11 protein-coding genes are annotated in these 16518 nt (G+C 34.1%); 3 read left to right on the plus strand and 8 right to left on the minus strand.

The features are described 5' to 3' along the window. Nucleotides 1–176 (plus strand): ATP-binding protein (locus KI363_RS20345; RefSeq protein ID WP_212967475.1); only part of this gene is annotated, 176 nt, incomplete at its 5' end. Nucleotides 177–253: 77 nt separating this feature from the next. Continuing rightward, on the plus strand, nucleotides 254–700 hold the full coding sequence (locus KI363_RS20350; RefSeq protein WP_212967465.1) for a helix-turn-helix transcriptional regulator: 447 nt from the start codon (nucleotides 254–256) through the stop codon (nucleotides 698–700). 444 nt (nucleotides 701–1144) lie between these two features. Here the strand turns inward: KI363_RS20350 and KI363_RS20355 are convergent, their stop codons facing one another. The 8 genes from KI363_RS20355 to KI363_RS20390 all read right to left on the minus strand — a co-directional run bounded on the left by KI363_RS20355 (nucleotide 1145) and on the right by KI363_RS20390 (nucleotide 15024). Beyond that, a complete protein-coding gene (locus tag KI363_RS20355) occupies nucleotides 1145–4123 on the minus strand; it encodes a glycoside hydrolase family 38 N-terminal domain-containing protein (RefSeq protein WP_212967466.1) in 2979 nt (992 codons plus the stop codon). Between the two features lie 220 nt (nucleotides 4124–4343). Beyond that, the gene (locus KI363_RS20360) at nucleotides 4344–6428 is read right to left on the minus strand and encodes a DUF5054 domain-containing protein (RefSeq protein ID WP_212967467.1); all 2085 of its coding nucleotides are present in this window, start codon (nucleotides 6426–6428) and stop codon (nucleotides 4344–4346) included. A 16-nt stretch (nucleotides 6429–6444) separates the two neighbouring features. Continuing rightward, nucleotides 6445–7281 (minus strand): carbohydrate ABC transporter permease, encoded by an 837-nt coding sequence (locus KI363_RS20365; protein ID WP_212967468.1) that lies wholly within the window; start codon nucleotides 7279–7281, stop codon nucleotides 6445–6447. After that, nucleotides 7281–8156, minus strand: a complete 876-nt coding sequence (locus KI363_RS20370) for a carbohydrate ABC transporter permease (protein WP_212967469.1) — start codon at nucleotides 8154–8156, stop codon at nucleotides 7281–7283. Before KI363_RS20370 ends, KI363_RS20365 begins: the two co-directional genes overlap by 1 nt. 73 nt (nucleotides 8157–8229) lie before the next feature. Then, the gene (locus KI363_RS20375) at nucleotides 8230–9480 is read right to left on the minus strand and encodes an ABC transporter substrate-binding protein (RefSeq protein WP_212967470.1); all 1251 of its coding nucleotides are present in this window, start codon (nucleotides 9478–9480) and stop codon (nucleotides 8230–8232) included. Nucleotides 9481–9497: 17 nt separating this feature from the next. Further along, nucleotides 9498–11945, minus strand: coding sequence for a glycoside hydrolase family 38 N-terminal domain-containing protein (locus KI363_RS20380; protein WP_212967471.1), 2448 nt, complete (start codon nucleotides 11943–11945; stop codon nucleotides 9498–9500). Nucleotides 11946–12003: 58 nt separating this feature from the next. Then, nucleotides 12004–13752, minus strand: coding sequence for a class I mannose-6-phosphate isomerase (locus KI363_RS20385; RefSeq protein WP_212967472.1), 1749 nt, complete (start codon nucleotides 13750–13752; stop codon nucleotides 12004–12006). A gap of 336 nt (nucleotides 13753–14088) precedes the next feature. Continuing rightward, the gene (locus KI363_RS20390) at nucleotides 14089–15024 is read right to left on the minus strand and encodes an ROK family protein (RefSeq protein WP_212967473.1); all 936 of its coding nucleotides are present in this window, start codon (nucleotides 15022–15024) and stop codon (nucleotides 14089–14091) included. 270 nt (nucleotides 15025–15294) lie between these two features. On the opposite strand from KI363_RS20390, the gene KI363_RS20395 reads away from it, so the two are divergent. Further along, nucleotides 15295–16188, plus strand: a complete 894-nt coding sequence (locus KI363_RS20395; RefSeq protein ID WP_212967474.1) for a helix-turn-helix domain-containing protein — start codon at nucleotides 15295–15297, stop codon at nucleotides 16186–16188. Nucleotides 16189–16518: the final 330 nt, after the last annotated feature.

A 16518-nucleotide genomic window follows, 5' to 3' on the forward strand; every position in this document is an offset into this window, starting at 1 on the left:
GTTATGAAAACAAAAGCTTGGTGATTACTACCAACCTTCAATTTGGACAATGGAATCATGTTTTTGGGGATCCAATATTAACAGAGGCTGTGATTGATCGACTTATTCATCATTCACATTTACTACTTTTTAACGGTGAGAGTTTTAGTTATAAAGAATCATTAATACAGCAATAATTGGAGGCGACAAGTGGCATGCATTTTTAAATGCCATTTCATACATTTTTTACTTGCCAAATACAGGTAAGGATTACATGATTTATCAAGAAATAGCTAAGAAGGAAACAATTGATTCGATTCATGAATGGATGGTTTTTGTTTTAACTAAAATCACATCGTATATTTCCAAAGAAAAAAATAAGAACAATACGTCCAATATAGATATTGTGTTGAACTTTATAAATAAACATTATAAAGATGACATTTCAGTTGATCAAATAGCTGAACTAGTCAACTTAAATCCCTCATATCTTAGTAGAATTTTTAAACAAAACGTGGGAATAACTATTGTTGAATATTTAACGCGAAGACGTTTAACAGAAAGTAAAATATTGTTAACGAATAGTAACTATACTATCAGAGAAATAGCGGCACAAATAGGATATAACAATGTAAATAGTTATATTCGTTTCTTTAAAAAGTATGAAGGAATAACACCTGGAGAATATAGAAAAATTGATAATACTAATATGGAATGTTAGTTTACCTTTGCTGCAACCCAACGCTCTAGTTATTTTAATAAAAAACAATTAGAGCGTTGTATAAGTTGGCTCCGATCATCTTCGTTTGATGAGCACCCTGGCCTTTCTGCGTCACAGGTTCATGATTGGTTGAAAGAGAGATATCCAGATTTACGTTGGAAATAGCACAGTGAAGAGTTATGTTAAAGAACATCGTAAGAAATATGGGATTCCTAAAACGGAGCCTAAACGTGTCTATCAGGCAATGCCGGATCCCCAATGGAGCAACATTTTTTGGGATTCTCAGATTATCATTTAAACTTCAAAACTACTTGACGGTTACAATTGAAAAACAAGTGGAGAAAAACGACCCGTTTTTCTCCACTTGTTCCATTTTAGGGACTTATCGGACAGCAATGTGGTTAGACCCAAGCATTTTTCTAGTTAAAGCAATTCTTTAGAGAATCAGTCATTTCTTATATCAATAATAATTGTTTGTATATCATTTTTATTAACTTTAGCGGTTACATTAGCCTCATTATTTTTTATCTTTAATAAATTACCGTTTGCAATATTAGAAGTATAGGCGCTATCTATTTTCACCTGACCAAAACCAAGAGTAACAATCGTATCTTTACCACTTATTTCCTGAATGCGAATACTAAATCGATTTCCTTCTAATTTTCTAATGTTTAGAATCTGGATATTATTTCTATCACAAGTAACAAAAGAGTCCCCTTTATTTTGTATTTTATACGGAACTGTTATTCCTGAGATTGGATTTTGAACTTGAGTGCCAAACTTATATGCCTCAATTGGCTTAAAAGCACCAGAATGGCTTGAAATACTATAATGAAACTCAATCTCTCCTCCTTGCTTATTAGGAAAATTCGTATCCCAAATGTTGTGTAGAGCATAAGAATATATTGTCTGGGCTTCATTTAATGGAAGGGTTTTTTCAAAAGGTGCATAAGGTATATGAATATTTTCCAGTTGAATTAATGGCGCTTCCATTGTTCCCCATAAAACTGTATAGTCTGAATTACTAACAGATAGCCAGTGCTGAATGGCCTTCATATAATGACATGAACCTGGTACGTGAGGATCATTAGGTGATACGTAATCACCCGTTGTTTCGTATCTTACTTTTCCACCTGCTACTTTAAATGGAAAAGGGATATAAACTGCTTCTTTTTCTTCTGTTTCAGTTTTCATCAATCGGTTAACAATGTCTATCCTTTTTAGATTTTTGTATAGTGTCACTTCCTGCACAATCCACTCACAACCTGGTGCATGTAAGGTAATTTTCATTTTTTGATAAACTGAGTTCGACTTAACTTGCTCAACTTTTGCAAGGCTTGCCGTACTTCGTTTCCCAAGAGTATTCGAATCGCCGGTTACACGGGATGATAAATGGTTAAAACGTGGAGCTGTGGTATAGCGATCGTAAACATACTGATTTAATTGAAAGGATGATTTAGAGTTTACGATTTCCTGATTAATTTCTTTGTCCATTATACTCGTTATTCCGCCCGTTTCTTGATCGAACACTATCTTGTAAAAGTTATTTTCTAAAACATTAGATTCTTTGTTTATTAAATCTTCATTTTGCTCTTCTTTTTCAGCTATTTCAAAAATATTATACGTTTTAAATCCAAGAGAAGGAATGTCTTCTGAGATAAATGTAACAAATGCCCCTCGAGGTTTTGGAGTGCTTTCTATACGTAAATCTGTAGAAAAAGGAATCCTTTCTCCATTATCTTGATCAATGATTGTAAAAGGTTTTCTAACATCAATTTTGCCAAGCGGAATAAAAACAGTTACCTTGTCAGTTCTCATAAACGACTCGGGATTATATACTACTATAGTGCTACTTTTTTTGTCATACTCGCATTCTAAACTATTAATTAATAAATTTTGCGCTCTTCTGTATTCTGTTAAACTTAGATTATAGGCATTCAAAGCAAATCCCTTTTTGATATTCCATTGTATTTCTCCTGAAGTATTATTTGATAATGTTTTATCCCAAGGGTTCCAAGCACCCCACGTATGCTCATCAAATAGAACCATGTTTTCAAATGCTTTTTGAAGACCTTCCTTAGGGTAAACATAATGATTATCGTGCATAGCCGCTATAGAATGAAATGTCTCGGCTGACCTTAACAAATGGTGAGACCGGCGATTTATCCCATTTGCGTATGCACCTTGACCAATGCCATCAGCCCACCAGTCGCTCCAATCACCTTTAAAAGTAGGTATACTAATGTTTTCTTTAGATTCAATCGTTTCAAAGAACTGCTTGTTTGTCGAGGTTATCAATTTAGGAAAAGCCCATTTTGCATTCCATTGTTTAGCAACCATTGATGGAGTTATGCTTGGCCCCGCATTATCCCAATATGAACCCTGAACTCGAAGATGCAAAGTATCTAAAGGATAATTCTCCTCTTTTAGTTGTTGAAATAATTCTGGTAATTTTTGAAAAGTTTCTTTATAGCCGTCTGCAATCCCTAGTCGATTTCCTTCCATATAAACACCATGTGGCGTATCCGTATACCATACCAGAACCTTTTGACCATCTTCTTGCTGCCAATAAAAAGGACGTTGCAACTTTTCGCCAGGTAATAAATGTGGAATAGATCGTCCCGCATAATTGTGTGCTACAGAAAAATATTTAATATCCATTTGTGTTAAACACTTTAAAAAACCTTTTGTATGACCTGGAACATCGGTCTGCAATACAGTGTCTATTTTTATCCCATATTCATCACGTAGTTGTTGAGCAGTTTCAAATGTGCGTGCAAGTTCATCTATATGATACGCTTCTGTATGCATACTCATATACGCACCTGCAACTTCAATCCGGCCTTCTTTTATTCTGCCTAACATCTTTTCTACCTGTCTTTTCGGACGACTTTTCAACCAATATTTTAAAGGCCAAGTTACCTCTATAACCCATTTGAAATTTGTATCTGGATCTTCCTTATCTGCATCACATAGTTCCAACACTTGATCTAAATATAATAGATGATGATCCAAAACCTCATATTGGGGATCAGTATATCCTATGTCTAAGTGTGAATGTTGTACAATATGAATTGTCCAATGTTTCTCAGGTAAAACTGTAACTGAATCACCAATTTCGTTTGAATCCCATCGTAATATGACGCGATAGCTAGTTGGTTCTTTTACCTCAGGCACGTACAGTTCAAATGTTGACTTTCCCGATCCAATTCTACCTACTCTCTCAACTGTTTTTCCATATTTACTAGTCAAAATTAAATCTGCATTGGAAATTCTTTCATCTAACTCAATGTGCACAAAAATCACTTGCTTTAATACGTCTTCCTGCTTTACAAAAAAAATAGAGTTCTCTGCAGAGAAACGAATCACATTACCGGAATTGTGCGTATCTTGAATATTAGTATTTCTTAATTCAGTTTTCAAAGTTTATTCCTCCAGTGTTTAATATATTATTTTTTAAAAATAACTAATCAAGGGAACCATACTTTTAAATTTTTGTGTCATCCAGCACACAAATATGTTTTAAATTTTGTCTGAAAACTTATATTATTTTTCTTTTCATGTTCACTGTTAAGTCTTGTAATACACATACTGTTATTCATATAGATATTGCGATTTTTCCAAACGCCTTAAACTTTTTATGTTAATTCATATCAAACTTTGCATTAAAGTGAAAGGTCATATCATCTTCAAACCATGCAGGGAAATTTGTACCCCAAACATTGTTGTAAAGGTTAACAAAAATCCCGTTGTTTAAAGGCCGTTGTTTATTATCAAAGTTAAGTAGGCCCCTATGACCAAAAGAAACTAGAGGTGCTTCCCTACTTGATATATCGATTTCACCTTCGGTTCCAGTGTACTTTAGTCCCTTTTCAGTAAGGGCATGAATATCACGATTTCCGCCGGATAGCACGTTATATGGGGAAAGGTATTCACCAAGCTTATGCATTTGCCAACGATAAGGGTTTAATACATCTAAGGTAGTTTCAAACCAATAGGCTTCTGGCATTCTGTTAGCTTTTTTGTCTTTCCATTTTAATGAAACATCTATGGTATGCTTTTCAGCATTAAAAGTATAGACTAATTGCACTATTTTCGGTACACCCCATAAGTCCATTGCGTTATTTCTAAAGGATAAATCAAAGATCACATTTACATGATCCGCTGGTTTTTGTAGTGCAGATTTTTCGATGATTGGTTTCATGATTTCATGTTGAATTTCAGGATAAGCTTCAATACCTCTTTTAGCAAAATCTACTAAAGCCCAACTAGCTGTTTGTTGATCTAGTCTACTATATTGACTAAGATATTTATTATAGTTATGAAAATCAAAGCGTTCGTACGATAATTCACCAAACCGATTATCCCCTTGAAGAAAATCATAACCACCTATCCTAATTTGTTTTAAACCACCAGATTCTGAGAAAACAACCCTAAAGTCTCCAATTATATACTCTTTGCCTATTTTAATTTCCTTGCCTCTTTCGGGAATTATATCTAGGATCTTGACTTTTTTATTGATCAACTGCATTGCCTCTTTTTGATGAGCCGGTTCTAGTGCAAAGATGGCTTGATTTATATAATTTCGTTGCTCTTGCCACGATTTCTCATAAAGGGCATAAGACCTTTTTGTCTCATAATATCTATCATTAATATTGGTACTAATACTCGCCATTAAATCGGCAAAGTCCATAGTTGATCTATTTTTATTTATTTCGATTCGATCTTTTGCTCTGGCATTTTCAAAATCCTTTATTCGATAGTTTCTATAATCGGGTAAAAACACATTTCCATTACCACCCCAAGTATGCTCTGCAATCAACAATAGGTAATCCGAAAAGTTCTTATACTCTTGGCTATCAATGGTCATAGATTCCTCCAATAGCCATTTATCCCTTAATAATAATAAGTTTCTATAGTTGGAAACCTTTTTGGGATCCGAAGCAATTCCATGAATCCAGCTATCAGCAATCTCTTCTTCAATAATTGGTAATTCGGACCTTCTCTCCCAAGCAACTTTAGCAAAATCATCTAGAGAAGAAGCAATTATATTGCTATCGGGATATTGCTTTGCTAGAGTTTCATATAATTGATTTATTTCTTCTAAACTCTTAGGTGGTCCCTGATTATCATGACTATGTGCAAAATATAAAATGTCTTCCCAGCCGTCTCTTTCAAATGTTTGTCCATAATCTTTAGCGTAATGGACAATGATTTCGGACCCATCCCTCGCCCTCCAAACAAACATTTCTGGTACAGCCGGCATTGCTGAACTTGCATTGACTCCAATATGCAAATATTTTAAACCTGTCTTAGCCATCAATGGAACAATTGCAATCGTATGACCTGGCACATCTGTCATTTTTGAAGCAATAGTCTTTTTATGAAACTCTTTATCCAACTCTTTAAAAATAGACAAACCATATTCAAAAAGTTTTTCATCCATAAGTTCAGTGTGCGTCGTTACAGGAAGGCCATGCCATCTTATTAATCCAGATTGAATAGCACTTCGCATACGATTTTTTTCATACTCGGGTACTTCTGGACATTTGAGAAAATAAGAAATAAGCCAAGATCCTGTCGTCCAAATAAATCTACCTTCTGATTTTTCAGCCAAATTAATAGAATTAGGAATATACTCCCGAATATAGCTCTGTAAAACGGTTTCAGCTAAATCTGTAAATCCTATATCTAAATGAGTTTTAAAAACGACGTGCACATTTTTCATTCGATCACCTTCTTGTTTATTTTCCGCCAAGTATAAATCCTTGTTCAAAGTTTTTATTCAATATGATATAGACTAAAACAGTCGGTATAGATGCCATAATACACGCCAATAACATAGCCGGTACATTCGAGGTTGCTCCGGTAGCTGATGTAAGTTGGGATAGCAAAGGCATAATAGGACGAACAGTATCCGATTTACTAAAAGTCAAGCCAAATATTAAGTCATTCCATATAAATGAAAACTGGAACAGAAATAATGCCGAAATCGGAGCTTTGGCCATTGGTAAAAAAATGCTATAGAAGATTTTAAAGTTACTTGCACCATCCATTTTTGCCGCTTCTGTTAATTCATTACTAATCGATTGAAAGAAATTTCTTAATACAAAAGTACAAAATGGAATACAGATAGCTGCATAGAATACAATCATACCGATTTTTGTATCATACAGGCCAGTACTTATATATCCGCGATAAACGGGGACCAAATACATTTGAAACGGAAATACAGTTCCACTATATATCAATAAAAACCAATAAAATCTCCCTTTAATGTCTAACTTAGTCACACCATATGCTGCCAGTGCTGCAAAAAAGATAGCCAATGATGTACCGACGATGCCATAGAAAAGACTATTAAATAAAGCTGATCCAATAGAAATTCTTGAGGTGATATACTCCATTGTCTCTATGATAGAAAAACCTTTCGGGATATCCCAAAAATTGCCTTGATTATATTCACTACCTGTTTTGACACTATTGAATAGGACAAATAGAAATGGGAATATCCATAAAAATACAACTAAACTTAAAATAACATTCAGTAATTTAGAATTTGATTTTCTTAGTGTTCCCATTAGTTTTCTTCCCCTTCAAATGTTTTCTTTAAATAGAACCATGAAATAAACAAAACAATTATAGATAATATGGTTGCCACTGCAGCTCCATAACCATAGTTCCCATTAACAAATGTTTCTTTATACATGGTTACAGCAAGTGTTTCCGAGGTTCTGTATGGCCCTCCATTGGTCATCAACCAAATAATATCGAATGTTTTAAAACTATTAACGATTGACATCAAGATAACAATTACCAATGTAGGCTTTAGCAGAGGAAATACAACCTTACTATATAAAGAAAAACCAGAAGCACCATCTATTTGTGCGGCTTCAACCGGTTCTGAAGGGATATTATTTAATCCGACAACCAAGAGGATTAAATTAACACCAATACCTTGCCATACACTAGCACCAATCATAACCAAAGTATTGACATAAGGTATCCCTAACCAATAAGTATCTAGAGATTCGAACCCCATCATTCCTAATATTTTTGGTATGCCATAATTCGATAATAATGCGGTCATAATGAGTGCACCAATAGTGGGAGAAACCGCATTGGGTAAATAAAATATATTTTTGTACGTACCCGTGAATCTAGTTTTAGTTATTAATATAGCTAAAACTAAAGGAATCAAAACAGGTATAATCAAACCAGCAAATACCCAGATAACTGTATTAATTAAGGATTGTACAAAGTATCCATCTTTAAATAATTCTATATAATTAGTTATCCCTATTAACTCTAATTTATTTAAACCTGACCAATCTGTAAAACTAGCATAAAAAGTAAATGCGGAAGAACTAATAAAGAAAACCAATACAATCAGTGCAGCTGGTAATACATATAAATAGGGAATGATCTTTTGAGTTATTCTTTGATTACTGTTCATTCATACTACTCCCCTTTTTGGAAGAAATGCACTTGTCTCCTAATGAACAAGTGCATTCTATTGAACATTTTTATTATGGATTCAGTTTATCTTGTTCAGCTTGTATGGCTTCCAAACTACTATCCACCTGTTTTTCCGATGGGTCAGCAGCTATTTTCCAATACTCATCAATTGACAAATTAATGATTTCAGGCAAAAATTGCTCATAATACCTTAATTTTAAATTAAAATTTTCTGTATCGTTTGCTTCTTCTGTTATTTGTTTACTAATAGGATCTTTTAAATTAACACTAGATACAGAAGCCATTCCACTTACATCTGCATAAGCTTGTTGAACATCTTGATCATAATAAGATCTTAGAATCTTGATACCCTGTTCTTTATCTTTACTGTTCTTCCCTACTAAAATTGGTGCAACTTCATAGAAAACGGTTGGTTTATTACCATCATCCATACTTGGCAATGTAAACATGTCAATATCTTCTCCCGATACAAAACCATAGTCTTCAGCGAAACCGGACAATAGATTAGTAGCATTATAAATCATTGCTACTTCACCAGTAGCAAAATCCTTCACTTGATCTTGCTGCTGTTCTGAAAAATACCCTTTAGCGAGCATATCAGACCACTTATAAAAAACAGCTTTTACTCTTTCATCAGTAAATTTAGCTTTACCTTCGGTCCATTCATCGTATAAATCAGCATCCATACTTCCCATTAATGCCATTGGCCAAACAAATGATTGCCAGGTGTTTCCTATACCAATAGGTGTAACACCATTATCAAGCAAAGTATCACATATCTTAATGAAGTCATCAAAAGTATCCGGTTCTTCTAAATTGTATTTTGCGAATATTTCCTTATTGTAGAATACCCCGTTGTAAATAATGTTCAGTGGGGCACCATAAATTTTCCCATCAATCGTTAGTGATTTTGCTATTTCTTCATTAACACCATTTTTTATATAGTAGTTTTCCCACTCCTCGGTCAAATCTTCTAATAAATCATTTTCTACTAAATTGTCCATCTGACTTCCTGTCCACCATGTAAATAATGCTGGTGCTTTTTTGGTAGATAAAGACTGTTGAATACTCGTTTGATACGCACTATAATCCGGTGTAGGCACATATTTTAGATCCAATCCTGATTTTTCTTTAATAATGGGCAATGCTCCCTTAGCATTATTGCTTTCACCACTTTTATCAGTTTGAATTTCTACAACATTTTGGGCCTTTGAACTTGTTCCTGTACCACCACAGGCAGCCAACCCTAAAATTGCTATCATTGAAACTGCCAATAAAACGATCAACTTTTTGAATTTCATAATATCCCCCTCAAATTTTAAATTGGAACCCCAATTAAACCTTCATTTAATTCTTGGCATTTTACCATGGCTTGTTTTTCGCTTACTACATCCGTAGCCAAAAATAACTGATATTCAAATTCATAGAAACCAGATAAATCTACTTTAAAATTTGTTTCCCAAAAGTTGTTCATAACCCACGAATAAACTACCTCTTTATTCTTATAGTGAGTACCTTCCCCACATAGCTCTATTAAGTGGTGATCTAATGTTCCCAAGGTTATAAGAGGACTGTCTTTTATAGCAACAATGAACGCATTATTATCATTATCGAGAAAGGACAAACCATTTTGCAGCAAATAAAACTCCGTATTACTTCCAGGCAGTTGATCAATAGCTGGTCGAAATACCGTTCCTGTCTTGTCGACAAATAATTCCGTATTATTCCCTAAAGTAAAAGGTAAGGAAATGTATAAATTTTCCGGGGCCCACTCAGATTTCTTATGAATTCTTACTTTACATTCGATTTTTGGCAAATCCTTGTATACTTTAACTAGTAAACTGTATAGATTCGTTCCTTCCAGTTCATAATCCATTTTAATAGAGACATATACTGGTCCATCTATTAGTAATTCAATGTTCTTTAGTTTTGAAGCATAACGGTTTGTAAGTCTTCCTTTACGATTACGTCCCATTCTTCTTCTTTCTTCATAAGGAGTAGTCTGAACATCTGTTTTTTCATAGATTCCAGTAAATGGGGCATATTGAAAGTTAGAATGAACTAATTCTCGATTGTTCTTTCTATCTTTGATGCTTTTGATGCCTTGAACATGATCAAACAAAATCGTATAAAATTGCGTAGAAATTCCGTGCGTACTGTTCCCTAACTTATTATTTGAATAAGGGGCAATATCCTCAACACCTTCTGCGCCTTTATAAGCATGGTGTTGAATTGTTAATACCTTGGACGGGTTCTTCTTTCTGCTAACTTTTACTATGCGTTCTTCTCTAGGTTCCAACTCCATAATAAACTCAATTTCAATGGCTCTGGCAGTCATTTCAATCTGACATTCCAGTATATTTCCTGATTCTAGATCTACGACTTCCAGCGTTTTTTCTATATCCTCAGCAATGCGCTTTCCGTCAATACTCTCCCATCCTTCTATATACACTATTACTTTATCTATTACTGAGTTATCATGCGGATTAATGATTTTATAGAGTTTTTCCCTATCCGGTTGTATAGAGACCTCTCCCATTTCACTTAATATTTCATCTAAATTTTTTGAAACGAGACGATTGGCATTGACAGCGTATGCCGCCTTTCTGTAATCAAGGTCATTTACCAAAGTATTCCACGGTTCAGAAACTGAAGAGGAATAACCCCATGTATGTTCTGCATACATCATCATTTGTTGTTCCGCCGCTTTAATCCAATCTTTTTTTCCTAATTTCCCTTCCGGGTCAAGTTTATAAGAAAGATTATATTTTCTTTGTGCATCTTTATAAATTTTGGTTGGTGCCGGGGTTGAGCCTACACCATCTGCCCACCAATCATTCCAATCGCCTGAGTAGGTAGGAATATCTAAAGTATTCCCTTTTCTCAGTATTCGGAAGAATTCGTTTAAGGTGATCAACTCTATTTCGATGTTATCACTATGTTTCTGATTCCATTTATTGATTGTTTCTATGATTTTTCCATTCGGAGAAGCATTGTCAGATATTAATCCTGAGATCATGGCAGGTACATAAGAATATGGGTAATGATCCTTTTCAAGATTTTCAATATAGCGATAAATTCTTTTCTCCGCTATGTGAAAATGATCTGTATGTTTGTCATTTACAAATTCGTCTTCTATTTGGTAAGATGTATGTGCATTTGGCATGATAAAAAATTCATTGCCCAAATGATATTGCTCACCATTCCATACTAATAGCTTATTACCTTCTGGACTCTCCCACCAAAAAGGAATTTGCTTTTTAAATAATGGGTGCATTCCATGATGTGCATGTAAACAAGAAAATAAATTTCTAACTCCAGCTTTATATAATGATTCACAATATCCCCAAGAAAAACCATTTATATCAGCAGTCATAGCTGAATCTAAACTTAATCTTTTTCTATTGGCATAATCCCTTCCTTTAGCTAGCATTTTTTCGAGAACTTGACGATCCACTAGTTCTGTCATGTTCAAGTAATTTAAAGAAACATCGATTAATCCCTTGTTTACAAAATATTCAAATTTCTCTTTGTATTCATCGTTACAATGACTCAAAAAGTTCTCAACCTGCCAAAAGTTTTCACATGTCCATTTAAAGCCCTTATAGTTGTTCTTACCGTTTTCTGCCCCTTCCAAAATATCTATTGCTTGTTTGATAAAATCTACATGATACCTCTCAATTTTTTCTTGTCTATCCGTATAACCGATGTCCGTGTGAGAATGGTGAATGAGATATAACTTCCATCCTTTTCCTACCTTTAACATAATTACCTCCCTCTATATAATTAAAATATTTGTCATCGTTTGTATTCACTAAAAAGTGTTATGTTCTAACATATGCCTTGATTGTAGCGATTTCCTTTCCCTTGCTTTTTCCAAAAGGTCGTATGGAATATCTACGGATTTTCGCCGGAATAATGAAAGTCTCAGCATAATGCACGATGAAAGGATCAAATTCATTTAGAGGACTTTCTATTATTGCCTCCTCTCCCTCAATGAGATTAAGTACATTGACGCCACCATTTGTGTAATGGGTTACTGGTTTTGAGAACCAATGTCTTCTTGTTTCAATAAACTCCCTTTCATGCAGTCCTGTTCTTTCCTCAATCCATCCTTCACCTTCATCTACCTTTTTAACACAGTTAATGGCGTGATTCTTTGCCCAGCTTTCATTCCTTTCCCAATCGATATTGTTGAAACCGTGTTCTAAATGTACCGGTCTTGGTAAACCATCCAAACCCAATCTCCCCCAATCCCACAGTTTAAAAGTATAATAATTTGGGGTAGAACTAATCTCCAACACCACTGAATTTTTCCCCTGGGAGTGAATGGTACCAGCCGGTATTAAAAAGTGATCATGTTTTTTTGCGGGAAATTGATTAATATATCTTTCGTCATCAAAGAATACACCCGTTTCATTTGAGCTTTTTAAATCAATGGCCATTGCTTTCTTGTCTACACCTTCTTTAACACCTAAATAAACAGTGGCATCTTCTTTGGCTTCCATTACATAGTAGCTCTCATCTTGTGTATAGTGAGCGCCAAACGTTTGTTGGACATATTCTATAGTAGGATGAACTTGCAAGCTTAAATTTTGGCCACCTATAGTATCTAAAAAATTAAACCGAATTGGAAACTCGGAACCAAAACGCCCATAAACTTCTTCACCCAGTAGTTCAGCCGCATGCCTGAAAACAACATTAATCGCAGGGGTTTCAATTTTAATTTCACCATATTTTAAAAAGAGACTATTTTCTTCTGGCACCCCATTAAAGCTCCATGCATAATTTTCTTCCGATGGATCAAGTCCAAATTTTTCCTTCATCCATTGACCACCCCAAACCCCGGGAGCAAAGTAAGGTACAAGCCTAAAAGGTTGATTGACCGTTTGCCTTAATCCTTTTAAAAAATTTGATCCTGTGATCATTTTGGGGTGACTTTTGCAATTTGTATCTAATAAATAATCAATTCGTTCATAGAGTCTTTTTTTATGTCGATCAGCAACTCTCCATTCGAAAAAATATCCTCTTTTTATTTTTCGTACTGGATCTTCCTCCATATTATTAGCCTTCCAATTAGAAATTTCTTTATGGCTGTATCTTTTTTGAATTTCCCATCTTGCTAAATCCGCATAAACAAGGATATCCGGATGGTATATTAGACTGGCACCAACCCCATAGACAACAATTAATCCACTTTCAATACTTTCAATCGTTTCTCTCGCCTCTTCTAAAAGCTTTTCATCTAAAAAGTCATGGAAGTTATGAAGTGACATTCTTCCAAATACTCTATCAGTTGTTAAATGGTATTGAAGCATTTCCGTTACCCTATGGCTTGAGTAATACAATTCATCGGAAAACAGATCATAACTCGAGTCAATTTTCGAAACTAAATTGTTCTTTATTTCTTCAATTCTTACACCCGGATAACAATCTATAGTAAGGATCTTTTTTTTCTTTTCTAATCTGTTTATATGATGATTGAGTTCCTCAATAATTTTCCCATAGCCTTCCCATGCATGTTTACTTGAACTTGAAACGACTATTTCTGGATGGTGATCAAAGTTACTCAACTTATTCCCTGCTTTCTCTGTTTAAAATTTATAATTTATCTATCAAGAGGACCGAACATGCCAATCTACTTTAAACACAAAAATGAAAAACTCCTAAATTTCAAAACCTCCTTATATCCCTTTCGTTTGTCTATTATTATAGACTGTTATATTATGCTAATCTTTATAAAATACAGTCACATTTTTATAAAATGAGGACATTTATTAATAGAAAACAAAAAGGCGAATCTTCGGGTGAACGCACTTATTTATAAATGGCACCATTATATTCAAGCAACTATTTGTTCAAATTAACGGATATCCTCATAGAATATTCTTTCATACTAAGAGGAACTACTACTTTTTAGGGACAGCTTGACTTAATAAATTTGCAACACCAATGAATGTATGGAACGAATTTTCAAGTGAACAATCAATAGTAACTGTTTTATCTTCAAGCACTTCAAAAATTCCATCTATAAACAAAGCTTTACTTTTTGCTATTTGTCCACCAAATATTATTGCATCAGGCCTAAAAGTAAGAATGTGTGAATTCAATACTTCTCCTATATTTTTCCCAAATTCATAGAATACCTCCCTTGCCTTAGGATTACCGCTTTGTGCCATTTCTGCTAAAGTTTTGACCTCATCTCCAGCAACAGTGATGTCTAAATTCTTAGCTAGCCGTAAGATGCCTCTTTTCGAAATATAATCATCTACGATTGAATTCTTGAAAGGTTGATTGTAGATCCATCCATTTTTCGGTACATCATGTCTATTTTTAATTAACTTCCCATTCTCCATAAATGCCGAACCTGCTCCAGTGCCAATCGTGATAAAGATGGTTTTTTTGTATGAGCCAGCATTTCCAGCTATTTGTTCACCTAAGGCAAATAAGTTAGCATCATTTTCAAAAACAATTTGAAAATCATCATGGATTTTTGATTTAAATAAATGATCTTTGCGTAGCTTACTTAATAATAATTGGCGCAGATTTACATTATATAACTGTTCAAATTTGTCAACATCTTTGATGTAACTTATTCCATTTTCATAATCAAATGGGCCTGGAAATGCATAACCAACTCCAGTTATTTTAAAATTAATATCTAAAATTCGATTTACCTGTTCCTTTATAAGAAACACTAAATGCTTAATAATATTTTCCCTGCTTTCTTTTGATTTTGAGGGGAAAATTGCATATGAATTGGGGACCACTTCCCCATCTTGGTTTAAAACTGCAGATTTAATAAACGAACCTCCAACATCAAAAGCAATTGCATATGTGTTCATAAAACCTTTCACATCCATTCCTAAACCGATAATTTCACTATATCTTTTAATTAAATTTGGAAATCAATGATTTCTAATACTTATCATTTTCGACAAACTTTTTCGGAATACCTTTACCTAGAGTATAAGCTAGTCCCCCCCCTTATTCTTTTTAGAATTCAGTCATATTTTTATAAAATGGAGACATTTATTATACCAATGAGAAAAATTATGCTAGTATGAAAACAAAAATAGAGGGATTGTTTATATAAATGAAAGGGGGAAATTGTAATGGAATGGACCGATTCGTTTAAGGAGGGTGCGATTTTACTCAACCAGAGGAATGTCTCAATTAATGGAAGCAATGCTTCTATTTTAGTTCATTATTGGGATGCATGGCCAAAACATTACAATAATAAACCGCATCAACATTCATTTTTTGAACTATGTTATATTGTCGATGGAAAAGGCCATTATATTGATAATAATCAAATATATTCATTAGAACAGGGGGTAATCTTTCTTTCTCGTCCCTATACCCAGCATCAAATTCTAAGCGAAAATGGTCTGAAGATTATCTTTGTTGGATTTGAATTGAACAAAAGAAAGTCCAAAAAAGAAATTATAGATTTATTTTCTGATTTAGAAGGCACTAAATCCTTTATTATTAAGAACGCTGTAGAAACCCCTATAGTGAAACTTTGGACTTCTCTGTTGGTTATGGCATCTGGATCTTACCCTTCACTAAATGACAGTTTCCAGGGGATATGTTCTTCTTTTTTTTCAAGTATTTTGGGTCATTTTATAGATCATCAAACCAATTATAAAAAGGAGAAAAAATACAGTCCCTATTCGGCATTAGTTTACCAAGCGAAACTATATATTAATGACAACCTTTCTCAACCGTTGAAACTGAATGATGTAGCGGATTATCTTCATATTTCCGGAAGACATTTATCTCGGATTTTTCAAGAGGAATTAGGTCAGTCATTTTCAATCTATGTAAAAAGAGAGAGAGTTAGAAAGGCGGGCATCCTTCTATCAGATACCACTCTGCCCATTAAAGAAATTTCTGAGACTACCGGTTTCAACACGATTCATTATTTTACTAGTGTGTTTTCAACAGAAATGGGAATGTCTCCAGGAAAATTTAGAACAAAGTTTCAGCAACAACAAACCCTATAAGATAGTAGATTAATAGCACCAGTCGGGGTTAACGGATAACTTTACATTGAATACTGTAAAGTTATTCGTTATGACTAGCTACGAAAAATTTTTACTTTGGCCCTTAAAGTCGGAAAAGCATCTACCACAAAATTAATACTTTAAAAAGGCCATTTTTTGTTTCACTTCCTTTAGCTCCTTCTAGGTCTCTCATCTTACGATGAATGTTTATGGCAAACTAAAAATGTAGGTTATGGCACTTCTTTTATGCATGGCCTATAGGGCTATGCATAAAAGAAAAAGCCACTTGCTAACAACTCAATAATTAACTACACTTCCTGTTGGACCATT

This window comes from Lederbergia ruris (assembly GCF_018332955.1).
GTDB classification, from domain to species: domain Bacteria; phylum Bacillota; class Bacilli; order Bacillales; family Bacillaceae_C; genus Lederbergia; species Lederbergia ruris.

What these genes read in the sequence shown, in the direction of transcription:
- KI363_RS20395 (WP_212967474.1), top strand. Translation starts at nt 15,295, where the DNA reads ATGGAATGGACCGATTCGTTTAAGGAGGGTGCGATTTTACTCAACCAG.
- KI363_RS20360 (WP_212967467.1), bottom strand. Translation starts at nt 6,428, where the DNA reads ATGAAAAATGTGCACGTCGTTTTTAAAACTCATTTAGATATAGGATTT.
- KI363_RS20380 (WP_212967471.1), bottom strand. Translation starts at nt 11,945, where the DNA reads ATGTTAAAGGTAGGAAAAGGATGGAAGTTATATCTCATTCACCATTCT.
- KI363_RS20370 (WP_212967469.1), bottom strand. Translation starts at nt 8,156, where the DNA reads ATGAACAGTAATCAAAGAATAACTCAAAAGATCATTCCCTATTTATAT.
- KI363_RS20350 (WP_212967465.1), top strand. Translation starts at nt 254, where the DNA reads ATGATTTATCAAGAAATAGCTAAGAAGGAAACAATTGATTCGATTCAT.
- KI363_RS20375 (WP_212967470.1), bottom strand. Translation starts at nt 9,480, where the DNA reads ATGAAATTCAAAAAGTTGATCGTTTTATTGGCAGTTTCAATGATAGCA.
- KI363_RS20390 (WP_212967473.1), bottom strand. Translation starts at nt 15,024, where the DNA reads ATGAACACATATGCAATTGCTTTTGATGTTGGAGGTTCGTTTATTAAA.
- KI363_RS20365 (WP_212967468.1), bottom strand. Translation starts at nt 7,281, where the DNA reads ATGGGAACACTAAGAAAATCAAATTCTAAATTACTGAATGTTATTTTA.